20 protein-coding genes are annotated in these 26,542 nt (G+C 63.1%); 13 read left to right on the top strand and 7 right to left on the bottom strand.

Features of this window, described 5'->3' with window-relative positions:
* Positions 1-17: 17 nt before the first annotated feature.
* From EO141_RS03695 to EO141_RS03680, 4 genes are all read left to right on the top strand, one after another.
* Positions 18-560 carry a DUF411 domain-containing protein gene (locus EO141_RS03695; protein WP_080955570.1) on the top strand — a complete coding sequence of 181 codons (543 nt, stop codon included), beginning with the start codon at positions 18-20 and terminating at the stop codon, positions 558-560.
* Positions 561-636: 76 nt separating this feature from the next.
* Positions 637-3,027 carry a heavy metal translocating P-type ATPase gene (locus tag EO141_RS03690; RefSeq protein WP_081280536.1) on the top strand — a complete coding sequence of 797 codons (2,391 nt, stop codon included), beginning with the start codon at positions 637-639 and terminating at the stop codon, positions 3,025-3,027.
* A gap of 28 nt (positions 3,028-3,055) precedes the next feature.
* On the top strand, positions 3,056-3,370 hold the full coding sequence (locus EO141_RS03685) for a hypothetical protein (protein ID WP_049395166.1): 315 nt from the start codon (positions 3,056-3,058) through the stop codon (positions 3,368-3,370).
* 74 nt (positions 3,371-3,444) lie between these two features.
* Entirely contained in the window at positions 3,445-3,978 is a 534-nt protein-coding gene (locus EO141_RS03680) for a DUF305 domain-containing protein (RefSeq protein ID WP_065031431.1), read from the top strand.
* On the opposite strand, the gene hutG is transcribed toward EO141_RS03680, so the two are convergent.
* Genes hutG through hutC form a run of 4 tightly spaced genes read right to left on the bottom strand, consistent with a single transcriptional unit; the run spans position 3,975 to position 8,893 of the window.
* Entirely contained in the window at positions 3,975-4,913 is a 939-nt protein-coding gene (gene hutG, locus EO141_RS21635) for a formimidoylglutamase (RefSeq protein WP_231110600.1), read from the bottom strand. The two genes, EO141_RS03680 and hutG, sit on opposite strands and share 4 nt — an antisense overlap.
* Before the next feature lie 20 nt (positions 4,914-4,933).
* A complete protein-coding gene (gene hutH, locus EO141_RS03670) occupies positions 4,934-6,472 on the bottom strand; it encodes a histidine ammonia-lyase (protein WP_196768843.1) in 1,539 nt (512 codons plus the stop codon).
* A complete protein-coding gene (gene hutU, locus EO141_RS03665) occupies positions 6,469-8,151 on the bottom strand; it encodes a urocanate hydratase (protein WP_206514017.1) in 1,683 nt (560 codons plus the stop codon). The genes hutH and hutU overlap by 4 nt, the downstream gene beginning before the upstream one ends.
* A 16-nt stretch (positions 8,152-8,167) precedes the next feature.
* The gene (hutC, locus tag EO141_RS03660) at positions 8,168-8,893 is read right to left on the bottom strand and encodes a histidine utilization repressor (protein WP_046932594.1); all 726 of its coding nucleotides are present in this window, start codon (positions 8,891-8,893) and stop codon (positions 8,168-8,170) included.
* 157 nt (positions 8,894-9,050) lie between these two features.
* On the opposite strand from hutC, the gene EO141_RS03655 reads away from it, so the two are divergent.
* The 9 genes from EO141_RS03655 to EO141_RS03615 all read left to right on the top strand — a co-directional run bounded on the left by EO141_RS03655 (position 9,051) and on the right by EO141_RS03615 (position 20,474).
* Positions 9,051-9,443, top strand: a complete 393-nt coding sequence (locus EO141_RS03655) for a CopL family metal-binding regulatory protein (protein ID WP_074053011.1) — start codon at positions 9,051-9,053, stop codon at positions 9,441-9,443.
* Between the two features lie 117 nt (positions 9,444-9,560).
* Positions 9,561-12,281 (top strand): TonB-dependent receptor, encoded by a 2,721-nt coding sequence (locus EO141_RS03650; RefSeq protein WP_126945635.1) that lies wholly within the window; start codon positions 9,561-9,563, stop codon positions 12,279-12,281.
* A gap of 26 nt (positions 12,282-12,307) precedes the next feature.
* Positions 12,308-13,039, top strand: coding sequence for a PepSY domain-containing protein (locus EO141_RS03645; protein ID WP_206514014.1), 732 nt, complete (start codon positions 12,308-12,310; stop codon positions 13,037-13,039).
* 35 nt (positions 13,040-13,074) lie between these two features.
* Complete coding sequence (locus EO141_RS03640) at positions 13,075-13,608, top strand: peptidase (RefSeq protein WP_127168553.1); 534 nt, start codon at positions 13,075-13,077, stop codon at positions 13,606-13,608.
* A gap of 18 nt (positions 13,609-13,626) precedes the next feature.
* Positions 13,627-14,862: a 2Fe-2S iron-sulfur cluster-binding protein gene (locus EO141_RS03635; RefSeq protein WP_164739048.1), complete on the top strand. Its 1,236-nt coding sequence runs from the start codon at positions 13,627-13,629 to the stop codon at positions 14,860-14,862.
* 86 nt (positions 14,863-14,948) lie between these two features.
* Positions 14,949-15,545, top strand: a complete 597-nt coding sequence (locus EO141_RS03630; protein WP_206514013.1) for a sigma-70 family RNA polymerase sigma factor — start codon at positions 14,949-14,951, stop codon at positions 15,543-15,545.
* Entirely contained in the window at positions 15,542-16,483 is a 942-nt protein-coding gene (locus EO141_RS03625; RefSeq protein WP_126945630.1) for a FecR domain-containing protein, read from the top strand. Before EO141_RS03630 ends, EO141_RS03625 begins: the two co-directional genes overlap by 4 nt.
* 98 nt (positions 16,484-16,581) lie before the next feature.
* The gene (locus EO141_RS03620; protein WP_126947579.1) at positions 16,582-19,617 is read left to right on the top strand and encodes a TonB-dependent receptor; all 3,036 of its coding nucleotides are present in this window, start codon (positions 16,582-16,584) and stop codon (positions 19,615-19,617) included.
* A 26-nt stretch (positions 19,618-19,643) separates the two neighbouring features.
* The gene (locus EO141_RS03615) at positions 19,644-20,474 is read left to right on the top strand and encodes a DUF4198 domain-containing protein (RefSeq protein ID WP_126945627.1); all 831 of its coding nucleotides are present in this window, start codon (positions 19,644-19,646) and stop codon (positions 20,472-20,474) included.
* A gap of 104 nt (positions 20,475-20,578) precedes the next feature.
* On the opposite strand, the gene EO141_RS03610 is transcribed toward EO141_RS03615, so the two are convergent.
* The 3 genes from EO141_RS03610 to EO141_RS03600 are packed head-to-tail and all read right to left on the bottom strand — an operon-like array spanning position 20,579 to position 26,525.
* A complete protein-coding gene (locus tag EO141_RS03610; RefSeq protein ID WP_126945624.1) occupies positions 20,579-23,719 on the bottom strand; it encodes a CusA/CzcA family heavy metal efflux RND transporter in 3,141 nt (1,046 codons plus the stop codon).
* Positions 23,716-25,230 (bottom strand): efflux RND transporter periplasmic adaptor subunit, encoded by a 1,515-nt coding sequence (locus EO141_RS21625; protein ID WP_126945621.1) that lies wholly within the window; start codon positions 25,228-25,230, stop codon positions 23,716-23,718. The genes EO141_RS03610 and EO141_RS21625 overlap by 4 nt, the downstream gene beginning before the upstream one ends.
* On the bottom strand, positions 25,227-26,525 hold the full coding sequence (locus EO141_RS03600; protein WP_241236617.1) for a TolC family protein: 1,299 nt from the start codon (positions 26,523-26,525) through the stop codon (positions 25,227-25,229). Before EO141_RS03600 ends, EO141_RS21625 begins: the two co-directional genes overlap by 4 nt.
* Between the last annotated feature and the right edge of the window lie 17 nt (positions 26,526-26,542).

The following is a 26,542-nucleotide window of genomic DNA, read 5'->3' as shown; positions in this document are numbered from 1 at the left end:
TCTCTTAAGGAAGCATGATGAACACTTCACGCAGCTGTCTCTTTCTGCTGGCCACGGCCTTGTCGCTGACCGCATGCGCGCGCCCCGAATCGGCTGTCAATTCAGAGGCGGCATCGGACGCCCAATCTCCGACATCGGCGGCTGCGCAGCAGGTCACTCAACCGCAGCGTCCGTTGCCGTTGGTCAAAGTACATAAGAGTGCGACCTGCGGTTGCTGCCAACTGTGGGTGGAGCATCTGGAGAAAGCAGGTTTTACGGTTGAGGTGCACAACAGCGAAGACCTCAACCCGATCAAGGCGCGCTTGGGCGTTCCCTATGGACGCGGCTCGTGCCATACCGCCGAGATCGATGGCTACATCGTCGAAGGTCATGTGCCGGTGCAGGACATCCTGCGCCTGCTGCGTGAGCGCCCGGTAGGCCGTGGATTGGTGCTACCGGGGATGCCTGCCGGTTCTCCTGGCATGGAGATGCCCGACGGACGCGTTCAACCCTATACGGTGGAGTTCGTACTGCCCGATGGCACCACGCAGCCTTACGTCCTGCACGGTCAACGCAGCTGACAGTTTGCTCGCGATCCCTTCTTCCAGACCAGAGTGATCCATGTCCCCTCATTCCCACGATGAAGCCGGCAAGGCGATGCCGCAGGGTGCCAGCGATGGTCCAGACTCGGTGCGTGATCCGGTATGCGGTATGCAGGTCTCCGCGGCTAGAACGCCGTACCACGCCCTGCATGGCGGAACGAAGTATCACTTCTGCTCAGCCAAATGCCGAGAGCGGTTCATCACCAGTCCCGTCCGCTATACGGACGATGCTCCCCAGCAAGTTGAAGTGACCGCCCCAGCAGCGGTGGCCCAACCCAGCGGTACCCACGCCACGGTCTACACCTGCCCGATGCATCCGCAGATTCGTCAGCCAGGTCCCGGCACCTGTCCGATCTGTGGCATGGCGCTGGAGCCGGAGATGCCCTCGCTGGAGGAGGACGACAATCCGGAGTTACGCGATTTCACCCGAAGGTTCTGGTGGACATTGCCCTTGACCTTGATCGTCCTGGTCTTGGCCATGCTGGGACACCGTCTGCCCGGCTCGTCCACGCAGGCGCGCACCTGGATTGAGCTCGTGCTGAGCGCTCCAGTGGTGCTCTGGGCGGGGTGGCCATTCTTTGAGCGCTGCCTACAGTCCATCGGCAATCGCAGCCCCAACATGTGGACGCTGATCGGCATCGGCGTGGCCGCCGCGTTTGGCTACAGCGTGGTGGCCACCGTTGCACCGGGCCTGTTTCCGGACTCTTTCCGCGAGCATGGACGGGTAGGGGTCTACTTCGAGGCGGCAGCGGTCATCGTCTCGCTCACCCTGCTCGGACAGCTGCTGGAACTGCGGGCGCGTTCCAAAACCTCGGCGGCCATCAAGTCCCTGCTGGGATTGGCGCCCAAGACGGCTCGCCGCGTCAAACCCGATGGGGGCGAAGAGGACGTTGCGCTGGATCACGTGCACGTGGGTGACCTGCTTCGCGTACGACCGGGCGAGAAGGTGCCGGTCGATGGGGAGGTCATCGAAGGCCGCACCAGTGTCGATGAGTCGATGCTGACCGGTGAACCCATTCCGGTGGAGAAGGCTGTCGGTGATCACGTTATAGGCGCCACGCTCAACGGGACGGGCGCCTTGGTCATCCGGGCGGACAAAGTCGGATCCGGGACGGTACTGGCGCAGATTGTGCAGTTGGTAGCCCAAGCCCAGCGCTCCCGCGCGCCGATGCAGCGTATGGCGGACAAGGTGGCGTACTGGTTTGTCCTGGCCGTGCTGGCCACGGCGGTGCTCACGTTCTTCGGATGGGGTCTGTTTGGACCCGAACCGTCCTGGACTTTTGCCGTCCTCAATGCCGTATCGGTTCTGATCATTGCGTGCCCGTGTGCCCTGGGTTTGGCTACCCCCATGTCGATCATGGTCGCCACTGGCCGCGCTGCGCAGGTCGGGGTCCTGTTCCGCGATGCTCAGGCGATCGAGCAGCTACGTCTGATCGACACGTTGATCGTGGACAAGACCGGTACGTTGACCGAGGGCCGTCCAGCCTTTCGCGACACGCTCTCCTACGCCGGTTTCGATGCCGATCAGATCCTTAGCTTGGCTGGCAGCTTGGAGCAGGGCAGTGAGCATCCCTTGGCCGAGGCCATCGTGGCGGAAGCCCAGCGACGTGGCTTGAACCTGGTGGCCGCCCAAGATTTTGATTCGCTCACCGGTCAAGGCGTTCGCGGGCGCGTGTCCGATCAGGATGTGGTGCTTGGCAACCAAAGCTTGATGGCATCGGTAGGGGCTGATGTTGCGCCCTTGCAGAGCAGCGCCGAGCGTCTGCGCAAGGAAGGCGCCAGCGTGATGTTCCTGGCGGTCAATGGACGATTGGCCGGCGCCATTGCGGTAGCAGATCCCATCAAAGTCACGACTTTGCCTGCCTTGAACCTGCTACGTGCCGATGGCCTGCACGTGGTGATGGCCTCCGGTGACGCACAGGCGACGGCCGAGGCCGTGGGGCGCACGCTGGGCATCGAGGATGTGCGTGGCGGCGTCAAGCCGCAGGACAAGGCCGAACTGGTCCAGCAACTCAAGGCCCAGGGTCGTCGTGTGGCCATGGCTGGCGACGGCATCAACGATGCGCCGGCCCTGGCGGCAGCCGATGTGGGCATCGCGATGGGGACGGGCACGGATGTGGCCATGTCCAGCGCCCAGCTCACCCTGGTCAAGGGTGATCTGAGGCGCATCGTGCAAGCCCGTGCCATCTCGTCTTCGACGGTGGCCAACATGAAGCAGAACCTGGGCTTCGCCTTCGTCTACAACGCCATCGGCGTGCCTATCGCCGCCGGCCTGCTGTATCCCAGCTTCGGCCTTTTGCTCAGTCCGATGATGGCGGCCCTGGCCATGAGCCTGAGCTCGGTTTCGGTGGTCACCAATGCCTTGCGTTTGTCCGGCTCCACCGTTGTTGCCACCTCCCCCCCTGACCGCGCCGATGAGCCTGCGCGCGGCCATTCCTGTCACTGATGGCTCATATCCCACAAGGAGTACTGCAATGAAGCGTTATGCCTCCCTCTCGATGATGGCCCTGTTTCTGATGGCGGGCGCGGCCTTCGCCGGCGGCCAGACCACCACGCCCACCACCGACCACGGTCAGCACAAGCCGATGGACCACAAGAAGCAGGAGCATGGTCAGCACAAGCCGGCCGCGGCCGATGCCGATTTCACCAAGCTCGATACCAACAAGGATGGTGCGCTGTCCAAGGAAGAACTGGCCAAGCACAAGCTCGCGCCGCACTTCGGCATGCTTGATGGCAACAAGGACGGCAAGCTGAGCCCGCAGGAATTCGCTGCCGGCAAGGGTATGTAACTGCTATCTCCCCGGGGGCTGGTTCCTTGGCCCCCGGGATTCGGCGATGTTCTGCCATTCCCACGGAGATCGACATGTCTTCTTCGCACGGTAAGCACGAAAGCACGCACACGCAGCATTCAGAGCAACACGCCTCGCACGGAAGTTCCGGTCAGACGCATCAGGGCCACTACGGTCGCCTGCTGCTGATGATGGCCTTGTCGTTCCTGGCCATGTACGCCCTGATGTATGCCATGGTCGATCAGTGGGCCAACGTCTATAACAACGTCAACCAGTTCTACATGGCGGGCCTGATGGCCGCGCCGATGCTGTTGATCGAGCTTTGGCTCATGTCCAGCATGTACCCCGATCGTCGGCGTAATCTGATCCTGGCCGGCGTGACCGTGGCGTTCATGCTGTTCTGCTGGTGGGGAATTCGCACGCAGGCCGCGGTGACAGATCGGCAGTTCATCCGCTCCATGATTCCCCATCATGCCGGCGCCATTCTGATGTGCGAGGAAAACCGCCTGAAGGATCCCGAGCTGGTCAAGCTCTGCCAGGAGATCATCACCTCGCAGAAGCAGGAGATCGCCCAGATGAAACAACTTCTGGCTGAGCGCTCCCGCTAGCTCACTGCCTTTTGCCAGCCGGTATCACCCCACTGAGCCTGCGCGCTGACCATGCGGTGGATCAAGCGCGCAGCCACACGTGCGGTGGCCTGATCCGGATCCAGGGGCGGACACAGTTCCGCCACGTCGACCACACGTACCTTGCCCGAGGCCATGACCAGATCCAGCAGGGCTTCCAGGACCTCCAGATTCACCCCGCGTGGGTTGGGGGCACTCACGCCCGGGGCCACCGCCTGTGGCAGCACGTCCAGGCACAGCGTCAGGTAGATAACGTCAACCGCATCACACCACGCACGCAGAACCTCAGCCTGTGCCTGCCAATTCCAGGTGCACAGCACGTCATCGGTGAGGTAATGGGCGCCTTCGCGGTTGGCCGTGGCGAATAGACGCGCCGTGTTGCTGGATCGACTTACACCGATGCAGTGATACCGCAGCGGGGAGCGAATGCTGCGGGCATGCTCCAGTGCCTGCAGGAAGGGCGTGCCCGAGCTTGCACTGCCTTGCTCGCGCAGATCAAAGTGTGCATCGAAGTTGAAGATGCCGATGCGAGCTTTGGATGCGCCCAGGTGTCCGCGCAGTGCGGCGTAGCTGGCATACCCGATCTCGTGGCCGCCGCCCAGACCAATCACCCAATGCCCCTGATCCAGCAGTTGCTGCGCTCGATGGGAGTAGTGGGCCTGCGCCAGCTCCAATGCCTGATCCACGCAGGTGATGTCGCCCGCATCGTAGAGCGGAGCACAATGGAGCACAGGCAGGTTGGCCAAGGCGTTGCGAAGTGCACCGGGCCCTTGTGCGGCGCCCAGGCGGCCGGCGTTGCGACGAATCCCTTCATCGCTGGCAAATCCCAGCAGGGCAATGCCGGGCGCCTCAGGCTGCGGGTCCAAGGCCACCCTTTGGTGCCAGCGTTGCGTATCGGCGGTCGCCGGCAGGTCCACGCGTCCGTGCCAAGCCAGATTCACGCGCGCAGATCCTGCAGCGGCCAGTCCAGGAACGCGCGCAAACCGCCCCGCTCGATCAAGGCTTCCATCGCCTGCATTTCCGGCGCCAGATAGCGATCCTCATCGTAGCGGGGCACCTCGCTACGCACCTGCGCATGCACTGCCTCCAATGCTTGCGAAGACGCCAGTGGCCGCCTGAACTCGATGCCTTGGCAGGCGGCGAGCAGTTCGATGGCCACAATCCGGCGCACGTTGTCGGCCACCTCGCGCGACTTGCGCGCGGCGAAGGTGGCCATGCTGACATGGTCCTCCTGATTGGCCGAGGTGGGCAGGGAGTCCACACTGGCCGGGTGGGAGAGGGTCTTGTTCTCGCTGGCCAGGGCGGCCGCGGTCACGTGCGCGATCATGAAGCCGGAGTTCACGCCCGGATTGGCGACCAGGAAGGCGGGTAACCCGGAGATCGTGGCATCGATGAGTAGGGCGATGCGCCGTTCCGACAGGGCGCCAATCTCGGACACCGCCATCGTCAGCTGGTCCGCGGCAAAGGCTACCGGTTCGGCGTGGAAGTTGCCGCCGGAGATCACCTCGCCGGTGTCGGTGAACACCAGCGGATTGTCGGAGACTGCGTTGGCTTCGGTCAGCAGCACGTGGGCGGCGTGCTGCATGACATCGCGCACCGCCCCCATGACCTGAGGCTGACACCGAAGGCTGTAAGGGTCTTGCACGCGGGTGTCGTTGTGAAGGTGCGATTGGCGAATGGCGCTGCCGGCCAGCAGTCGCTGGTAGTGCGCGGCCACTGCTATCTGGCCGGGCTGGCCACGCACGGCGTGGATGCGCGGATCGAACGGAGCATCGGAGCCGCATGCCGCATCCACGCTCATCGCGCCCGTTAGCACGGCGGCCGCATAGACTTGTTCGGCGGCAAACAGCGCCATCAGCGCAATGCCCGTGGACACTTGGGTGCCGTTGAGCAATGCCAGCCCTTCCTTGGCTGCCAGTCGGATGGGAGCGATCCCGGCATCTTGCAGGGCCTGGCTGGCCGACAGGATCTGCCCGTCGACACGTACCTGGCCTTCGCCCATGGCCGCCAAGGTCAGATGCGCCAAGGGGGCCAGATCACCGGATGCACCGACTGAGCCTTGGGAGGGAATACAGGGCCAGATCCTGGCGTTGTAGATCGCGATCAGGGTAAGCAGGGTATGCTCGCGTACACCGGAGTAGCCTCGCGCCAAAGAAGCGATCTTGGTGGCGAAGATCAGGCGCACGCAGGCATCGTCGAGCAATGGCCCCATGCCCACGGCGTGCGAGCGCACCAGGTTGGTTTGCAACTGTTCCAGTTGCTCGCGCGGGATATGGACTTTGGCCAGCTTGCCAAAGCCGGTGTTGATGCCATAGGCCGGCTCGCCGGCGGCCACGATGGCCTGCACGGCCTGCGAAGAGGCGCGGACGTTGTCCCAGCAATCTGCGTCCAAGGCGATGGGATCAGTCCCGTGCGCGATCTGCCGCAGTTGGGCCAACGTCAGCTGGCCCGGTGTCAGAGTAAGCATGCGATTCACTCCAGAATGGCCGGCAAGGTCAGGCCATGCTCACGGGCACAGGCCAGTGCCTGCTCGTAGCCCGCGTCGGCGTGGCGCATCACGCCCGTTGCCGGGTCGTTCCACAACACACGCGCCAGCCGGCGATCGGCTTGCTCGGTGCCATCGCACACGATGACCACGCCTGAGTGTTGCGAGAAGCCCATCCCGACGCCGCCGCCATGATGCAGGCTCACCCAGGTCGCACCGCCACTGGCAGCCAGCAGCGCGTTGAGTAGCGGCCAATCCGAGACCGCATCGGAGCCATCGCGCATGCCTTCGGTTTCACGGTTGGGGCTGGCTACCGAGCCGCAGTCCAGATGATCGCGTCCGATGACGATCGGTGCTTTGAGCTCGCCATTGCGCACCATTTCGTTGAAGGCCAGCGCGGCCTTGTGGCGCTCGCCCAAGCCCAACCAGCAGATCCGTGCGGGCAGACCTTGGAAGGCAATGCGCTCGCGGGCCTGGTCCAACCAGTGGTGAAGATGCGTGTTGTCAGGAAACAGTTCCTTGACCTTAGCATCGGTCTTGTAGATGTCTTCTGGATCCCCGCTCAGGGCCACCCATCGGAACGGGCCCATGCCGCGGCAGAACAGCGGACGGATACAGGCGGGCACGAAGCCGGGGAAGGCAAAAGCATTGTCCACGCCCTGATCCAGCGCCACCTGGCGGATGTTGTTGCCGTAATCGATCGTCGGCACGCCCATGGCGTGGAAATCGAGCATCGCGCGCACATGCGTGGCACACGAGGCCGCGGCAGCCTGCGCCAGCTCGCGTCGCTGACCATCGTCACCGCTGCGGGCCTGCTCCCACTGTGAGAGGGTCCATCCGGCGGGCAGATAGCCATTGATCAGATCGTGCGCCGAGGTCTGATCGGTCACCGCATGGGGGCGGGCGCCGCCACTACGTGCAAGGGCGACGAACTGCGGCAGCAGTTCGGCCGCATTGCCCAGCAATCCCACCGACACGGGGACTGGACTACTTTCAATGATCTGCAAGGCCTGCTCGATGGAGGTTGCCTTGTGATCGACATAGCGCGTGCGAATGCGAAAATCGATTCGCGACTCCTGGCACTCGATCACGATGCTGCTGGCCCCGGCCAAGGTCGCCGCCAACGCCTGCGCACCACCCATACCGCCCAAGCCGGCGGTAAGGATCCACTTGTTCTGCCAGTTGCCACCGTAGTGCTGGCGCCCCAACTCCACGAAGGTCTCGTACGTGCCCTGGACGATGCCCTGGCTGCCGATGTAGATCCAACTGCCGGCCGTCATCTGGCCGTACATCATCAAGCCCTTCTTATCGAGCTCGTTGAAGTGCTCCCACGTCGCCCAATGGGGGACGAGGTTGGAGTTTGCGATCAGCACGCGTGGCGCATCGGGGTGTGTGCGGAAAACACCGACGGGCTTGCCCGACTGGACCAGCAAGGACTCATCGTTCTCAAGCGATCGCAACGTTTCCAAGATGCGGTCAAAGCTTTTCCAGTCGCGCGCAGCACGACCGATGCCGCCGTAGACCACCAGGTCTTCCGGGCGCTCGGCAACATCGGGGTCCAGATTGTTCTGGATCATGCGGTAGGCCGCTTCAGTCAGCCAGCTCTTGCAGTGCAGCTGGGTGCCGATCGGAGCGCGAACGGTGCGCGCAGGGGAAGCGGAGCGTTCCAAGGTATCCATCAAATCCTCAAGGGGTCAGGGGGGCGCCAACCTGGAAGGTGCCCACAAAGCGGTAACGAGATGCCGGGTGAATCAGCCGCACAAAGCTGGCCACCTGTCCGCGCGACCACGTACGTCGGGTCAGCACCAGCAACGGATCGCCTTCGTTGATCTTCAGTTGCGCAGCCAGACGCTTGCTGGCCGTCTCGGCTTCAATCACATGTTCGGCGCGCTCCAGCGGCGCAACGCGCATCAAGTACTGATGCGGAATCTCGGTGTGGAAATCGATGTCCAGGTAATCCGGCGCCACGCTGGGTTGCACAAAGCGATCCTCCAACTGCACGGGCTTGTCATCGCTGTGGTGGAGCAGGCGGCTGTGGAACAGCTCCGTGCCCGGTGTCAGGCCGAAGTTGGTCGTCACACTGGAGCGCGCCTCGACCGTCTCGCAGATCAATACCTGGACCGAGTGTGTCTGGCCGCGGGACTGAATCTCTTCGCGAATGTTGCGCACCTCGAACATCGCCGATTCGGCCTTGGGCCCGGCGACGAACGTGCCCACGCCTTGCACTCGGGTCAGCACGCCGGCATCGGTCAACTCGCGCAGCGCTCGATTCACTGTCATGCGAGACAAGCCGAACTTGGCCGTCAGTTCGTTCTCGCTGGGGACGCGACTGCGCGCGGGCCAGTCGCCGTTGGTGATGTGACGCAGGATGAAGTGCTTGAGCTTCTGGTAGTGCGGCTTGGGTTCGTCCATGGGCCAAGCATTACATGTCTATACAACCAGTCCAACCACTTTCGATGCTGTGCTGCATAAGCAGTTGACACTAAGAATTTCCTCGTGCTATTGCTGTGGTATAGACAACCTGCGGGTTCGCCACACGCTCATGTCGTCGCTTCGTGTGCTACTGCGTATGTTCCTGATCCTCGTGCTCTGCGCGGATGGGATCCTGAGCGCGCAGGCCACCACGCGGATGGCCGTGCGGCATATTCCTCCCCCAGGTGCGGTGAATGGCACCCACTCGGTGCACGGCGGCGCGCGTGTCAATGAACGCGCCAAGATTAGTAACGATTGCAACAAAATTCGTCCCGGTGGCAAGCAAGCCGGGCAGGGTGATCAGAACGATCATCAGTGCGACTGCAGCACCACCTCCTGCGACTGCAGCTGTGTGCTCACCTTCTTCGCCGGGCGTGTGCCGGTCATCTTTGCCGCCCAGCACGCCCTGACGAGCACCTACCTACCTACGCCTGAGTTGCCGCCGCTGCGACGACAGGTATCCCGGCTGTTCCGACCTCCCATCGGCTAATGCTGCTTGGTCGCCATTGATTGGCGACGTCTACGCACGCCCTGATGTCGCATAGGCCCCCACGTCTGGGGCACCAGGGTCATACGCATGCATTGCCCTTCGGGGGAGAGAGAACCCATGTACTTCAAGCGCAATCCTTTGGCGGTATCCGTCGGTGCCCTTCTGTGCGCCGGTTTTTCCACGGTGGCTCTGGCTCAGCAGGCTGAACAGGGCGCCACGAGCGAGTCGGCCAAGACGCTGGACACCGTCCAGGTCACCGGCAGCCATATCAAGCGACTGCAGCTCTCCGGTGTTGGTCCGGTCAGCGTGGTGGATGCCGAAGCCATCGAGCGCTCCGGCGCCACTTCGGTGGAGACGCTGCTGCAGCGCCTGCCGGCCTCGGCCGGCTTTGCCGGCAGCCAGTCCAATGCCTACTGGGCCGAGAACGGCTACGGCACTACTCAGGTCAATCTGCGCGGCCTGGGCATTAACCGCACGCTGGTTCTGCTCAATGGTCGTCGTGTGGTCAATGGTGGCACCGGTGCCAACAGCTCGGTGGACCTGAACATCATCCCGGTAGCGCTGATCGAGCGGATCGAGGTCCTCAAGGACGGTGCCTCAGCCATCTACGGTGCCGATGCCGTGGCGGGCGTGGTGAACATCATCACCAAGAAGAACTACGACGGTGCCGAGGCGGCAGTGCGGTACGGACAGACCTTCGAAAGTGATGGCGAAGAAAAGTCGTTCGATTTCGCCTGGGGTATTACGTCAGACCGCGGTTCGTTGATGGCCGGCATCAACTACTCGGAGACCGGCACGGTCAACATGGCCTCACGCGCACCGTGCGGCTTGGGTGAGGTCGACGGGCAACTCGAATGTGTGGGCAGTTCGGCCACCATCGGTGGGCGCGCATTGCTAGCCGACGGCTCGCGCGTGAACTTCAATCAGGATCCCAATGGTGACGGGGATTTCTATGAACCGTATTCGGCGGCCAAACATAACTACAACGGCAATCCCTATCTCAATGCCGTCAATCCGATCAAGCGTTTGAGCTTCAGCCTGTTCGGCGACAGCACGGTGAATGAAACCACGCGCGTGTTCACCGAGTTGATGTTCACCAACCGCCAGTCCGACCAGTTGGCCACGCCCGGCAGCCTGGGTGTCTATCGCCCGATCAACATCGCGGCCAGCCACCCGACCAACCCGACCGGCCAAGACCTGCTGCTGCAGCGCCGCCGTCTGGAAGAGGCCGGCCCGCGCGAGTTCTTCCAGGAAACCAATACCTTCCGCGTGGTCGCGGGCATTGAAGGCCAGTTGGGCATGAACTGGGACTGGTCGGCCGCGCTGAACTGGGGGCGCAACACCGGTGTGGATGGCTCGACCAATGTGGCCAACCTGGACCGGGTGGATGACACGCTCAATACCGCGGTGTGCAGCAACACGCCCGGCGCGGCGATCCCCTGCGGTGACTATCTCGGCTACGGCGACCTGACCCCCGAGGTGCTCAACTACATCCTGTTCAGGACGCGCGATAACGGCGGTAATGACCAGAAAAGCTTCACCGCCAACATCAGCGGCCAGCTATTCGAGATGCCGGCCGGTTGGGTGGGCTTTGCCTCCGGCATCGAGGTTCGCAAGGAGCGTGGTTGGCGCGATCCTGATCCGCTGACGGTGCTGGGCATTGCCAACACGAACCAACAGGATCCGATCGCCGGTGAGTACACGGCCAAGGAAGCCTTCGCCGAGTTTGCCGTGCCGCTGTTGCAGGACAGCGTGATCGCCGAGAGCCTGACGCTCAATGCCGCGGTGCGTTACTCCGACTACGATCTGTTCGGCGAAGACGTGAACTACAAGGTGGGCCTGGATTGGCAGATCGTGCCGTCCTTGAAGGTGCGCGCCAACTACGCCACGGCTTTCCGCATCCCTAACATCCCCGAGCTGTTTGGTGGCGTGGCCGAGGGCAACCTGACCACGACCGATCCCTGTAGCGGCTGGAGCAGCTTGCCGGCTGATTCGGTAGTGCGTCAGAACTGCCAGGCGTACGGCGTACCGGCGGGCTACGTGCAGCCGGGCAACACGATCCTGACCACCTCCGGCGGTAATCCTGACCTGGAGCCGGAAGATGCCAAGTCCTTGACCGTGGGCGCGGTCTGGACCCCGCGCTTCCTGCCAGGGCTGACGCTGACGGTGGACTACTTCAACATCAAGATCGACAACGCCATCCAGCGTATCGATGGCTCAACCAAGCTGTCGATCTGCTACAACACCCCGGGCTTGGCGCATCCGTTCTGCGGCAATGACAACTTCACCCGCAACCCGATCACCGGTGAAGTGGACTTCCTGTCGTCCCAGCCGGTCAATGCGGCCAACGAGCGGGTACGGGGCATCGACCTGGGTGGTCTGTACGAGTTCGCGGTCGCTGGGTTCGATTCGACTTTGAGTGTGGATGTGTCCTATCTGGACCAGTACGACGTGCGGCCGTTCCCGGGCGCGGAGGTGATCGAGTACGCCGGCAAGATCACCGGTGGCCGTGGCAGCTTTACTCACTGGCGCGCCTTGACCTCGCTGACGATGGAGCGCGAAGCCTGGTCCGGCTCTTACAGCTTGCAGTACATCGGCAAGGCGGATGACATCAACGCCAGCCCCGGCGACATTGGCGATCATGCCCCCAGCGTGACCTACCACAATGTCCAGCTCAAGTACGCACCGAACAAGACCTTCGATGTGTCCTTCGGCATCGACAACCTGTACGACAAGAAAGCCCCGTTCATCCAGAGCTACACCGACGCCAATACCGACACGATGACGTATGACCTGCTGGGTCGTCGTTGGTATGCACGCGTGGGTTACCACTGGTAAGGCCCGCTTCACCTGCCCCCGTCCGTGTGACGGGGGCAGGTGTCGTCTTCCTGTCGAACGAGATCACTATGAAATCGGCTTTCTGGGCGCGTAAGGCCCACAAATGGATTGGCCTGATCATCGGCGTGCAAGCGCTGCTGTGGATGATCAGCGGCGTGTACATGACGGTCATTTCCTTGGACATCATCCATGGCGATCACCTGGCCCATGCGCATCAGCAACCGCTGGTCGCACCCACGCACTTGTCAGGTGAGGAGTTGCAGCGCCGCTACTCGGGCATGACCCAGGTCAAGCTCAAGCGCCTGCTAGAGCGGGATGTCTATGAAATCCATGCCCACGACAAGATTTACCTGCTCGACGCTACGACCGGCCATGTGCTCTCGCCGGGCGATCAGCAGATGGCGATCGCGCTGGCCAAGGCGGTGTACCAGGGCCAAGCGCCGGTAGCCCGGGTTGAATGGGTGACGCAGGCGCCGCAGGAAGTCGCCACCCGCCCGGTTCCCATGTGGGCCGTGCACTACGCCGATGCCGGTGAAACGACGTTGTACTTCTCGCCCTATAGCGGCGAGTTGCTGGCGCGGCGGCACAGCCTGTGGCGTTGGTTCGATTTCCTGTGGATGTTCCACATCATGGACTACGAGGCGCGCTCGGACGTCAACAACACTCTGTTGCGCGTGGCCTCGGCGGTCGGACTGGTGTTCGTGCTCAGTGGCGCCTGGCTGTTGTTCTACAGCTTCCGCAGGAGGGCCGCAGCATGACGCCCTGGATGAGAACGCTGCACAAATGGGTCGGCTTGATCATCGGCCTGCAGTTGCTGCTTTGGATGGCCAGTGGCGTGATGATGAGCTGGTTGGACCACGATCAGGTGCAGGGCCATCAGTTCCAGGCCCACGCGCATGCCGCGCATGACTGGCCCGCCAACGCCCGATCGCCGGCCAGCTTTCTGGGTGGCAACAAGAAAATCAGCCGCGTGAGTTCTGGCTGGCTGTTGGACACGCCGGTGTACCAATTGGCCGATGCGCAAGGTGTCACCTTGGCCAACGCCGTTACGGGCCAGCCGATCCCCTTGGATTCGGCCTGGGCCACCCGCCTGGCTCAGGCCTCCTACACCGGACCGGGCACGCTGAAAGCGCCGCGCCTGTTGGAGTGGAGCGGGGAGGTGCGCGATCACGAGGGGCGTCTGTGGCGTGTGGACACCGATGACACGCAGGACACCACGGTGTACCTGTCTGCCCAGACGGGCGAAGTGCTCTACCACCGCAACAAGACCTGGCGTCTGTTCGATGTGTTCTGGATGTTGCACATCATGGACTACACCGGGCGCTAGAACTTCAACAACCCGTTGGTGGTCACCGCAGCGATCGGCGGTCTGTGGTTGGCCCTGACCGGCATCTGGCTGCTGTTTGCCAGCTTCCACTGGAGCGAGTTCGTGCCGCGCCGCTGGCGTCCGGCCCGCGAGTTGTCGGTATTCGGTCCGGACGGGACACGGCTGCGCACCGTACGGGCGTCGGCAGGCGACAACGTCTACGTCGCGCTGGCACGCGAGGGCGTGCAACTGCCGTCCAACTGTGGAGGAGGGCAGAGCTGTGGCCTGTGCGAGGTGCGCTTCCGCGGCGCGGCGCCCAAAGCCACCGCGGCCGATCGCGCCCACCTGGGCGCCAGCAAGGTCAAGATGGGCTATCGCCTGGCCTGCAACCTGGCCGTGACGGAAGACACCGATGTCGAGGTGGCCGGCGGGGCAAGCCTATGGACCGAGTATGCGGCTACCGTGGAGCAGGTTACGGCGGTGACCCCGTTCCTGCGCGAGATCGTGCTCAAGCCCGACGAGGCTGCCGGACCGGAGTATCAACCCGGTGCTTACCTGCAGGTGCACGTGCCCGATTACGACGTGCCTGTTCACAAGTTGGTGCGACCCGAACACCACCATCAGGATTGGGCCGGCGTGGATCTGCCGGAAAAGCTGGTCAATCGCGAGCCGGTACGCCGGGCCTACTCCTTGGCCTTGCCCATTGATCAGGCGCAGGGTCGTCTGACGTTGCTGGCGCGCTTCAGTCCCGGCAGATCGGACAAGAAGCGGCAACCGCCGGGCAGGGGATCGACCTACCTGTACACGCTCTCCCCGGGGGATCGGGTTTCTTTCAGCGGCCCCTTCGGCGACTTCGCGCTCAAACCCCACGGGCGGGAGAAAGTGTTCATCGGCGGCGGCGCTGGCATGGCGCCGCTGCGCGCGATGATTCGGACGCTGTTGGCGGGGCAGGGCGGTGAGCGGATCCACTTCTGGTATGGCGCACGCAGCCTTAAGGAGGCGCCTTACATCGAGGAGATGGAGCAATTGGCCGGGCAGCACCCGAACTTTACCTGGCATCTGGTGCTCTCGGATGAGGCGCAGAACGACGATGCCCTCTTGCGGGGTCTGGTTCACGAAGTGGCCCATGATCGTCTGCTCAAAGCCCATCAGGCCCTGGCTGATTGCGAGTTTTACCTGTGCGGACCGCCGGCCATGCTCAAGGCCACCCGAGAGCTACTGAGCAGGCTGGGGGTACCCGACAGCCAGGTGGCGTACGACGACTTCAAGATCTGATCCCAGCACCCGCCGGCCCAGCAGGCCGGCGGGTGCTGCGGTGTACCGGATTTCCTGACCGCGCTCGTCCTAGTGAATGGACGTGCTTGAGCCTGCCCGATGAATCAGCGAGTACCCTGGTGACCACCGCACTGGATGAGTGGTTCATCGCCCATGTCTTGCCGCTGGAAGGCTTGATCCACGCCTTTCTGCGCCGGCATGGGCATGAGGACAGCGAGATTCCTGATCTTCGGCAGGAGGCTTACACACGCATATATGAAGCCGCGCGTCGGGGTCTGCCGTCGCAGGCCAAACCTTTTGTCATGACCACCGTACGCAACTTGCTCATTGATCGCATCCGCCGCTCACGCATCGTGTCCATTGAAGCCATGGCCGATGTCGAGCAGGCGGTGATGCAGAGCGATGAGGTGACGCCGGAGCGGCATCTGGGTGCACGCGATGAGTTACGGCGCCTCCAGCAAGGCTTGCAGAAACTGCCCGCCAAATGCCGGCAGATCGTCGAGCTTCGCAAGATCTACGGCTTGAGCCAACGCGAAGTGGCCAGCCGCCTGAGGATTGCCGAAGATACGGTGGAGCGCCAGACGTTGTTGGGCATGCGCGCATTGGCGGACTTCATGCTTGGCGGTACCGGCAAGATTCAGCGCCCGGCCCGGCGCTTCAACAAGGAACGTTCGCACCCATGAGCCCGCACAACGACATCGAACAAGTTGCTGCGCAGTGGATCAATCGCGCCCAATCTTCGCAGTGGACCGCGCAGGACCAGAGGCAGCTTGATGCTTGGTTGGGGCAGGATACGGCCCATCGTGTGGCCTGGCTTCGTTTGAAGTCGGTCTGGGATCGAGCCGATCGACTGGCGGCCGTGCGCGGCGTGCAATCACCCCGCACGCGGCGTTGGGCCTCACCGGTGCGTTGGTCAGCGGCCGCGGCGGTGGCAATGCTGGCCGTACTGCTGAACATGCCCTGGTGGGGGCCGGGTACTCGCTACACCACCGAGGTTGGGGGACGGGAAGTCGTGGCCTTGTCGGACGGTTCGCGGGTGGAACTGAATACGCACACCGAGCTCCGCGCGCAGGTGGATCCCTCGCTGCGCCATGTATGGCTGGACAAAGGCGAAGCCTTTTTCGACGTAAAGCCAGACCCTGCGCATCCGTTTGTGATCCATGCCGGCGACCACAAGGTGGTGGTCTTGGGAACGAAGTTCTCCGTCAGGCAAGAGCGCGAGCGCCTGGAAGTGGCGGTGCTGGAGGGCAAGGTGCGCGTCGAGCCGATGGTGGCCAAGCCCGGCCGGCCGCCGGTGATAGTGCGAGGCGGGGGACTGCTGTACAGCAAGCCGGCGGGCACGCTGGTGGCGGTAAACGCTCAGGACAAAGTGCGCCGGTCCTTGAGCTGGCGCCATGGAACCCTGGAGTTCGATCAAACCACGCTGGCGGATGTGGCGGCCCAGTTCAATCGCTACAACGACAAGCAGTTGGTGCTGATGGATCCGGAAACGGCCCACATGCGTGTGGGCGGCAGCTTCGATGCCACAGGTGTCGATGCCTTCGCACGTCTGCTGGCCACGGGCTTCAACCTGCGCGTCGAGACGCAGGGGGATCAGATTCGCGTCTCCCAGCCGCAGTGAGACGCCCACAGACATCAATCTGAAATATTTCATACCGGAAGCGTGCCGTCCTCTCGTCACAGATATCAGGCCGATTCGCGCCGACCTGGGGAAAATGCATGGCACGTACGAAAGTGGCGAGGACAGCGTTGGCTGTCATGTGTGGTCTGGTCATCGCGGCCTCCGCCGCTGCACAAACGAGCAGTTTTGATATTCCCGAAGGGGACCTGAAAGTCGCGCTGGAAGCTTATGCCCGGCAATCGGGCGTTCGTCTGGTCTACTTGAGCGAAGACGTTCGTGATCGACGCACCGCAGGCGCACGCGGGGACATGTCCCAGGATGCAGCGCTGAACCGCGTGCTCGCCGGCACGGGACTGACGGTCAAGCGTGATCAAAGCGGCGCGCTGGCGATCGTGCGAGAAGGAGCCAACACGCCGAAGCCGGCGCGCAACGCACCGTCCTCCGGTGTAGGGCAAGCCGGTCCGGATGCCTACAGCGCCTCCCTCTCCGGTGGCGCCGACGCCTCTGCGCCGTCGACCGCTTCACCCACCACCTTTGATGCGGTCCAAGTGACCGGCAGTCACATCAAACGCGCTCAGATGTCCGGTGTGGGACCCACCACGGTCATCGATGCCGAGACTATCCAGAGCTCCGGTGCTGTGTCGGTAGAGACGCTGCTCCAGCGCTTGCCTGCATCGGCCGGTGCAGCCGGCTCGCAATCCAACAACTTTTGGACGGGAAACGGTAACGGCACCACCCAGATCAACCTGCGTGGCTTGGGCGTTAACCGCACTTTGGTGCTGCTCAACGGCCGACGCGTAGTCAACGGTGGTACCGGCGCCAACAACTCGGTGGATCTCAACGTGGTGCCCTTGGCCCTAGTTGATCGCATCGAAATCCTGAAGGACGGCGCATCTGCCATCTACGGTGCCGATGCCGTAGCCGGCGTGGTGAACATCATCACGCGCAAGGAAATGGATGGCGTGGAGCTATCCACCCGGAACGGTCAGACTTTCCAGGGTGATGGCGAGATCGGCTCCTTCAACCTGGCCTTCGGTACCACCGGCGAGCGCAGCTCAATGTCTGGCGCCCTGACTTATGCCGAAAGTGGCACCATCACCATGGCCTCGCGCGCGCCGTGCCCGCTGGGCGTAGTGGCGGGCACGCTGCAGTGCGTGGGCAACTCATCCACCATCGGCGGTCGTGCACGCTTGGCCGATGGGCGGGTAGTCAACTTCAATCAGGATCCCAATGGAGATCCGCGCTCTTACGAGCTCTACGATCCCGCCAAGCACAACTACAACTACAACCTGCTGCTCAATGCCGTCAGCCCGATCAAACGCATTGGGCTTAGTGGCTTTGGCCAGTTCGACCTGACTGAGAACACGCGCCTTTTCACCGAACTGATGGCGACCAATCGCCAGTCCAACCAGCGTGCCTCGCCCAACACCCTGGGCGTCTATCGCACGATCCGGATTGCCGCCACGAATCCGACCAACCCCACCGGCCAAAACCTGACCTTGGAGCGCCGTCGGTTGGAAGAGGCTGGAGCGCGCATCACCGAGCAAGAGGTCGATACGTTCCGCACCGTGCTAGGGCTGGAAGGGCAGTGGGGCGATAACTGGGCATGGAATGTGGCGTTGAACTGGGGGCGCAATTCGGCCACAGACAGCTCGACCAACATCGCCAACCTGGATCGGGTAGAGAACACTCTCAACACCAGCCTGTGCAGCAACACACCAGGGGCGGCTATTCCGTGCGGCAACTACCTGGGCTACGGCAACCTGACTCCCGAAGTGCTGGATTACATCCTGTTTACCCAGCGTGGATCCGGTGGCAATAGCCAGCAAGGGGTGAGCGGCACGGTCTCCGGTGCCTTGTTCGATCTGCCTGCCGGTAGCGTTGCGTTTGCCTCGGGCGTGGAGTTTCGCAAGGAACGGGGATGGCTGTACCCAGATCCGCTGGTAGTCAACGGCAGCGCCAACATCGTGCGTCAGGATCCGATCGAAGGTGAGTACTCGGCAAAGGAAGCCTTTGTCGAGTTTGCCGTCCCGCTGCTGCAGGACGTCCCGTTGGTGGACTACGCAACCCTGAACCTGGCCGGCCGCTACTCCGACTACGACCTGTTCGGCAGTGACACCAACTACAAGGTGGGGCTGGATTGGCAGGTGGCCGAACCCCTCAAGATTCGTCTCAACTACGCAACGGCTTTTCGTATCCCCAGCATTCCGGAGTTGTTCGGTGGCATCGGTCAAGGCAGCCTGACTACGCTGGACCCGTGCAGCAACTGGAGCACGTTACCGGCCGACTCGGTCATTCGGGCCAACTGCCAAGCCGCGGGCGTGCCGACCAACTTTCGTCAGTTGGGCAACACTATCCTCACCACGACAGGCGGCAATCCCGACCTCAAGCCTGAAGATGCGCGAACCTTCACGGCAGGCTTTGTGTGGACCCCAGGGTTTGCGCCGGGACTGACGCTCACGGCCGATTACTACCGTATCCGCATCGAGAACGCGATCCGTAGCATTGAAGGGTCGGTCAAGCTGCGTGCGTGCTACACCACGCCGAACTTGGCCCATCCGTTCTGCTCACCGGCCAACTTTACCCGTGATCCGGTCACCGGTGAGGTCAACTACCTCTCGTCCCAGCAGGTCAATGCGGCCAGCGAGGAATCCGAAGGCGTGGATATCGGCGTGCTATATCAGTTCGATGTGGCCGGCTGGCAGGCCAGCGCGAGTCTGGACGCTTCGTATCTCGAGCGTTATGACGTCACTCCCTTCGCCGGTGCTACCACCATTGAGTACGCCGGCAAGATCACCAGCGGCTTGGGTAGCTACACCCAGTGGCGTGGCTTGGGCTCACTGCGCATGGGCAAAAACCGTTGGACCGGCGTCTATTCGGCGCAGTACATCGGCAGCGCTGACGACATCATCGCCGTGCCCGGCACGATCGGCTCGCATGTGTCCAGCGTGGTGTACCACAACCTGCAACTGAGCTACGGCATCAAGAAGAAATGGGACATCTCCGCCGGCGTTGAAAACCTGCTCGATAAGAAGGCGCCGTTCGTGCAGAACAACCCCAACGCCAACACCGACACCATGACGTACGACTTGCTGGGTCGTCGCTGGAATGTCCGCTTTGGTTACCACTGGTAAGCCACGATCCCAAGGAGCTACACATCATGAGAAACATGCAACTATCCGCCGCACTACTGCTGTTCGCCGTGGCCGGCAGCGCCGGCGCGCACGACCTGTTTGTCGCTTTCTCCAAGCCCGGTACCGCAGCGGGCGAGGCGAACACCGCGTTGGTGAACAATGGCACCTTCGATGAAAGTGCAGGTGCAGTCCCCCGAACGCGTCTACAGGACGTTTCGCTGAGTCAGAGCGGCGCTAAGGCTGCCCCGGACTTGGCCAGTTGGAAAGAGGTCGGCAAGCAAAGCCAGCTCACCGTGCATCCGGCGGGCGAGGGCACCCATCTGCTGGGTGTCTCGACGATGGCTTCCACCAGTACCCGTACGGCCAGCGAGTTCGGCAAGTACCTGGAGCTGGAAGACTTGCCCGATACGCTGGCCACCTATGATGCAAGCAAGTTCCCCAAAGGGGTCACCTATAGCTATACCAAGCATGCCCGTGCCATTGGACAGGTGGGCACAAAACTGACCGACGACTTCGCTGCCTCGCTGGGCTATCCGTTGGAGATCCGCTTGGCCCGCAATCCTGGAAGCGTGAAGGTCGGCGAACAGCTGTCTTTCCAGGTGCTGCAGCAGGGCACGCCAGTGCCCAACCTGCGCGTGTACGTCGGCCATCGCGCTGACGCACCGGTCAAGGGCGGGCACGGTAGCGCTACGCTCCTGCGCACCGATGCCCAGGGCCAAGCCAGTTTCCAGGTGACCACCGCCAAGACCTGGTACATCCACACCAATCACATGATGCCCTCTACAAGAAAAGGGTTGGATTTTGTGTCGGATCGGGCGTCGCTGAGCTTTGAGATTTCCCCGCACGCCGGGCACTGATAAGTAAGCACGTAGGCGGTACTCTCCCCTTTGACGCCAGTCATGACTTCTTCCATGACTGGCGTCTTTTTGTGGGGACGGACCTCAAGTGCTCAGTCTGTCTCTCATTGGTCGCCCCGCGCCGCGCGCAATCCACGTCGCCGCACCAGATAGAACGCTGCGGGAATCACCACCATGGAGAGCACCGGTGCGGTGAGCATGCCACCCAGCATCGGCGCGGCGATACGTTGCATGACCTCCGAGCCGGCACCGGCACCGACGAAAAGCGGAAACAACCCGGCCAGGATGACGGCTACCGTCATCGCCTTCGGGCGCACCCGTTGCACGGCACCTTCGTAGATAGCCTCTTGGAGGGTAGACACATCTTCCGGCGCACCGCTGGCCAAGCGCTGCTCCCAGGCATGACGCAGGTACAGCAGCATGATGACGCCGAACTCAGCCGCAACGCCGCCCAGGGCGATGAATCCGATCATGCTGGCCACCGAAATCGCATGGCCCAGCCCCCAGATCAACCAGAAACCGCCCACCAACGCCAAGGGCAAGCTGAGCAGGATGATGGATACATCGCTAAGCCGGCGAAACACCATCCAGATGACCAGGAAGATGATCGCCAACGCCGCGGGCACCACCCATTGCAGGCGTGCCAATGCCCGTTGCAGATACTCGTACTGCCCCGACCAGGCCAGACCATAGCCGGCAGGCAAACTCACCTGAGTCTGCACCGCGGCTTGCAGGTCCTGGACCACCGATCCCAAGTCGCGATCGGCCACATCCACGTAGATGTAGCCCACCAACCGGCCGTTATCGCTCTTGAGCATCGGCGGGCCTGGGCTGATTGACAGCTCCGCCACCTGGCTCATGGTCAGTTGCACACCGCCTGGCGCGATCAGCGGCAGATCCTGCAAGGCCTGCAACGAGTCACGCTGGCCACGGGGGTAGCGCAAGACGATGGGATAGCGTTCGCGCCCCTCGATCGTTTCCCCGATTGGATCGCCGCCAACGACCGTGGCAATCAGTTGCTGGAGTTGGCCTTGAGTGAATCCGTAACGTGCAGCGATTTCCGGACGCACCTGTACATCGACATAGCGCCCACCCGTGACGCGTTCGGCCAGTGCCGAACTCACGCCGGGCACGGTCTTGGCCACCTGCTCGATCTGCTGGCTCAGGCGCTCGATCTGCTCCACATCCGGTCCGGAGACCTTGATCCCAATCGGGCTCTTGATGCCGGTGGCCAACATATCGATGCGATTGCGAATGGGCGGGACCCATAGGTTGGTCAGACCGGGAATCTTGACCGCTGCGTCCAACTCCTGGCGCAGCTTCTGAGGGGTCATGCCCGGGCGCCATTGATCCCGCGGCTTGAAGGTCACGGTGGTCTCAAACATTTCGATCGGGGCCGGATCGGTCGCACTTTCGGCACGGCCCGCCTTGCCGAACACGTGCTCAACCTCCGGTACGGTCTTGATCATCCGGCCCGAGAGCTGGAGCAACTGACGGGCCTTGTCGGCGGACAGGCCGGGCAGGGCCGTGGGCATGTACAACAGGCTGCCTTCTTCCAAGGGCGGCATGAACTCACTGCCCAACCGGCTAAAGGGGATCAAGGTGAGCACTAGCAGCAGGCCGCTGAGCAGCAAGGTGACACCGGGATGTTTGAGGACCCACAGCAGGATGGGCCGATAGCCAGCGATCAGGATGCGATTGATGGGGTTCTGCTGTTCCGGGCGGATGTGGCCGCGGATCAGGTAGCCCATCAAGACCGGGATTAAGGTCACCGACAACCCTGCTGCGGCGGCCATCGCGTAGGTCTTGGTGTAGGCCAAGGGCGAGAACAATCGCCCTTCTTGCGCCTGCAGGGCAAAAACCGGCACGAAAGACAGGGTGATGACCAGCAAGCTGGCGAACAGGGCCGGTCCGACCTCGGCCGCCGAGCGGGCCATCAACTGCCAGCGCTCCTCACCCTGAGGTTCCCGGCCCTGCTCCTCCCGCCAGTGCTCCAGATGCTTGTGTGCATTTTCGATCATCACCACCGCTGCATCGACCATCGCACCAATGGCGATGGCAATGCCGCCTAATGACAGCAAGTTGGCGGAGATCCCCTGGGCGTGCATCACGATGAAGGCCGCCAGGATACCCAAGGGTAGGGTGATGACGGCCACCAACGCCGAGCGTAGGTGCCACAGGAACAGCAGGCATACCAGCGCTACGACCAGGAACTCTTCGCCAAGCTTGTGGGTGAGGTTGCGTACCGCATCCTGGATCAGCTCGGAGCGGTCGTACACCGGCACCACTTCCACGCCCTCGGGCAAGCTGGATTGCAACGCCTGCAGTCGCGCTTTGACGTTCCGAATGGCCCCCAAGGCATCCTTGCCGGTCCGCAGGACGATCACGCCGCCGGCCACCTCACCTTGACCATCCAACTCTGCGATACCACGACGGAAGACCGGCCCCCGACTGATCGTGGCCACCTCGCCGAGCAAGACGGGGATGCCGTCGTTGCTGGTTACCGGCACCTGTTCGAATGCCTCCTGTGTGCGCAGGTAGCCTTCGCTACGCACCATCAGTTCGGCTTCGCCTTGTTCGATCACGGAGCCCCCGGTAGCGCCGTTGGCCGCATCCACCGCCTCGATGAGCTCGGCCACCGTCAGTCCACGGGCCGCCAACGCCTGCGGATCCGGCTGGATCTGCCAAGCGCGCACCGCACCGCCCACACTGGCTACTTCAGCCACGTCCGGTACGGTTTTTAGCTCATAACGAAGAAACCAGTCTTGCAACGCACGCAGCTGCCCCACATCACGTTGACCGGTCCGATCCACCAGCGCGTACTGGTAGATCCAGCCCAGTCCTGTCGCATCAGGACCCAGCGCCGGATTCACATTCGGTGGAAGTCGATCGCGCACCTGGCTCAAGTACTCGAGCACTCGAGAGCGAGCCCAGTACAGATCAGTGGCATCGTCAAACAGGATGTAGACGAACGAATCACCGAAGAAGGAGAAGCCGCGTACCGCCTTCACGCCCGGGACGGACAACATCGTGGTGGCCAACGGGTAGGTCACCTGGTCTTCGATGATGCGCGGGGTTTGCCCCGCCCATTGCGTGCGGATGATGACCTGGGTATCGGACAGGTCCGGCAGCGCATCCAGCGGCGTGTTCTTTACCGACCAGATACCGACCACCGCCAGCAGCGCGGCGGCAACCAGCACCAGCACGCGATTGGCGATGCAAGCATGGATCAGGCGCGCGATCATGGCGTGCCCTCCATCGCTTCGGACATGACGTCGCTTGCCTGGCAATCAGCGGCTGCGGCGGGGCCGAACTTGGGTACCAACTGCATATCCATGAACGGTGACTTGCCCGGCTTGTCGAAATGCTTCTCCGGCACCATCGGGTCATACCAATACTGCACAGGGCAGCGCGGCGGCGTAGAGGTGGAGGTCCCTGGCGCGACAGGCGCAGGCTGTCTGGACGGTGACGGCACGACAGTGCGAGGGTCGTGCCCGGCGTCATGGCGCTCGTGCACACCTGATGCGCTGGCAGGGCTTGTCGGTTGTGCAGCGCCCAGGCGCTCCAACGCACCGGAGAGACTGGCTTCAGAGTCGAGCAGGAACTGACCCGAGACGACCACGCGTTCACCACCGGCCAAGCCTGCCACGATCTGCGTGCGCCCTTGCACGCTACGTCCGACACTCACCCGCACTGGCCGAAAGCTCCCGTCCGGATCCTGCACGATGACCCGGCTGTCCCGCCCGGTGGCGATCAGCGCCTCCGTGGGAACGACTGGCAGGGCCTGCTCGGCATCGGGCTGCACCAGAACCTCGGCGAACATGCCCGGCACCAGCCGACGCTGCGGGTTGCGCAGCACAATTCGCGCCCGCTGCGTGCGACTAGCCATGTCGACCTGGGGAAGCAACGCATGGATCTGTCCGGCAAAGCGCTCTGCCGGCCAGGCACTGACCGTGGCCTGCACTGAGGTCCCCGGCCGCAAGGTGCCCAGCGCTGCCTGGGGCACCGAGGCCTCCAGCCACAGCGTGTCCAGCCCATTGATCTTGAACAGTGGCGTACCGGGCATCACCGTCTGCCCCTCGCGTGCCAGGATCTCGGTCACGACACCACTGTGGTCTGCGCCAAGCACGACGCCACTTCTGGCCGAGGCGCCAGAAGGAACACCCAACGAACGCAACCGTTGTTGCGCCGCACCCTGTAGCTCACGCGCACCCGCGGACTGAGCTTGGCTCAGGGCATGTGCTTCGGCGATGGCCGCGTTCCATGCCGGGGCCTGCACGGTGGCCAGCGCTTGACCACGACGAACCTCGGTAAACGGCGCCTTTACCTGCACGTGGGTGATCAAGCCTTCCATGCGCGCACTGACCAGGGTTTCCTGGGTCAGATCCCACGTCAGTGTGCCCGGCACGCGTACGGCAGTCCCTAGTGACTCTACCGTCACTTCCTGAGTGCGTATGCCCACGTTCTGCTGCAGGCGCGGATCGATCTGCGTTCCGCCCCCCATGGCCTCATCTGCGTATTTGGGCAGCAACTCCATATCCATGAACGGAGATTTGCCCGGCTTGTCGAATCGCTGCTCCGGCGCCATGGGGTCGTACCAGTACAGCACCTTGCGTGCTTGATCTGCGCCGCTCGTGCCGGTGGGCGGGGTGGTATCAGAGGTTCGAGTCATCCTGGCGTAGCCGCCGGCAAAGCCGAGCGCCAGCAACCCGAGGGCCACGGCGAGCTGTGTGAGACGCGTCTTGGTCGGGCTCATGGCGTGTTCTCCTCATGGGGAAGCAGATAGGCCAGTGCCGCCCAGGCACGGCCCTGTTCGCCCAGCAGACGGGCGTTCTCCAGTTTCAATTCGATCTCATCGCGCCGCGCTTCCAGCCACGGCTGCAGGTCGGCACCGGCGCCGTAGGCGGCCAACGCCGTGCGCGCGCGATCGCGCGCCAAAGGCAGGCTCTGCGTGTTCTGACGCTCCAATTGGCCGGTTAACCCGCGCCATCGCGCTATCGCGCGTTGCACCGACTCGGCTTGGATGCGCCGGGCCTCATCGCGCTCTGCGGACACTGCCTCCAGCTCGGCCCGCCGTGCCGCGATGCCTCGTGCTTGGCGGTTCTTCTGGAACAGCGGCAGGCCCACACCCACTTCCACCATAAGCATGTCGCTGCGCGCCATGCCGTCGGGTGCGCGCTCGCGACGTCCGTAGGTGAGCTCCACACTCCAATCCGGGCGGGTTTCGGCCACGGCCGCATCCACCTGGGCCTGGGCTAAGCTCTGGCGTGCCTCCCAGCCCAGTAGTGGCGAGTGCTGGTCCAGTTTGGCCAGCAGTTGGGTGGGCTCCAATGGCAACTGCGAAAAATCCGGTGCCGCACCACTGGCCAAGATCGCCTCTGGTGCAATACCTAACCACCGCGCCAGGCCGGCCTGCGCCGCGGCGTGCTCCGCATGTACCTGCTCCAGGCGATTGTCCAACTGCAGTAGGACGGCCTGGGCGGCAAGCACGTCACTGGCCCCGGCCGTGCCACCTGCCAAGCGAGCACGCGCCGCACGCTCGGCTATGCGTGCCGGCTCGCGCAAACCTTCCAACGCATCTACGGCTTGCTGCGTACTCCACAGCTCGATCCAGGCCAGCGCGGCCGCTTGGGCCACCATCTGCTGTTCGGCCATCGACAGTGAGCGCGCTTGCGCCAGCGTCGCTTGCGCCAGCGCGTGCTCGGCACGTCGTTTCGCACGCGCAGGAAACTCCTGCATCAGACCGACTTGCTGGGTGGTCATCTCATCGGCCCGCAGGCTGAAGGCATCGGGTCCGCTGACAGGCCAGTTCGCCAGCCCCACGATCAAACGTGGGTCGGGCAGCGCGCCAGCACGCGCGGCTTCTTCGGTACTGGCATCGATCTGGGATCGACGCACCTGCAGGGTTGGGGCGTTAGCAAGCGCCCGTTGTAGGGCTTCTGTGTAGCTGATCGGGATAGCGGGCGATGCCGCCACCACAGGACCACTGAGCGCCAAGGCAAACACGAATCCACACGCCATCCTGCGCCTTGCACGCAAGAAGAAAGACATCTCCATAAGACCTCCGG

The sequence above is a fragment of the Xanthomonas sp. BRIP62415 genome (genome assembly GCF_003993515.1).
Classification (GTDB): Bacteria; Pseudomonadota; Gammaproteobacteria; order Xanthomonadales; family Xanthomonadaceae; genus Xanthomonas; species Xanthomonas euroxanthea.
Note: the sequence above shows the minus strand (reverse complement) of the source record. Positions and strands in the feature narration are given on the sequence as shown.

Excerpts from the sequence above, each read along its gene's own strand:
- EO141_RS03695 (WP_080955570.1), top strand. The coding sequence starts at position 18 with ATGAACACTTCACGCAGCTGTCTCTTTCTGCTGGCCACGGCCTTGTCG.
- EO141_RS03690 (WP_081280536.1), top strand. The coding sequence starts at position 637 with ATGCCGCAGGGTGCCAGCGATGGTCCAGACTCGGTGCGTGATCCGGTA.
- EO141_RS03685 (WP_049395166.1), top strand. The coding sequence starts at position 3,056 with ATGAAGCGTTATGCCTCCCTCTCGATGATGGCCCTGTTTCTGATGGCG.
- EO141_RS03680 (WP_065031431.1), top strand. The coding sequence starts at position 3,445 with ATGTCTTCTTCGCACGGTAAGCACGAAAGCACGCACACGCAGCATTCA.
- hutC (WP_046932594.1), bottom strand. The coding sequence starts at position 8,893 with ATGGACGAACCCAAGCCGCACTACCAGAAGCTCAAGCACTTCATCCTG.
- EO141_RS03655 (WP_074053011.1), top strand. The coding sequence starts at position 9,051 with ATGTTCCTGATCCTCGTGCTCTGCGCGGATGGGATCCTGAGCGCGCAG.
- EO141_RS03650 (WP_126945635.1), top strand. The coding sequence starts at position 9,561 with ATGTACTTCAAGCGCAATCCTTTGGCGGTATCCGTCGGTGCCCTTCTG.
- EO141_RS03625 (WP_126945630.1), top strand. The coding sequence starts at position 15,542 with ATGAGCCCGCACAACGACATCGAACAAGTTGCTGCGCAGTGGATCAAT.
- EO141_RS03620 (WP_126947579.1), top strand. The coding sequence starts at position 16,582 with ATGGCACGTACGAAAGTGGCGAGGACAGCGTTGGCTGTCATGTGTGGT.
- EO141_RS03615 (WP_126945627.1), top strand. The coding sequence starts at position 19,644 with ATGAGAAACATGCAACTATCCGCCGCACTACTGCTGTTCGCCGTGGCC.
- EO141_RS03610 (WP_126945624.1), bottom strand. The coding sequence starts at position 23,719 with ATGATCGCGCGCCTGATCCATGCTTGCATCGCCAATCGCGTGCTGGTG.
- EO141_RS21625 (WP_126945621.1), bottom strand. The coding sequence starts at position 25,230 with ATGAGCCCGACCAAGACGCGTCTCACACAGCTCGCCGTGGCCCTCGGG.
- EO141_RS03600 (WP_241236617.1), bottom strand. The coding sequence starts at position 26,525 with ATGTCTTTCTTCTTGCGTGCAAGGCGCAGGATGGCGTGTGGATTCGTG.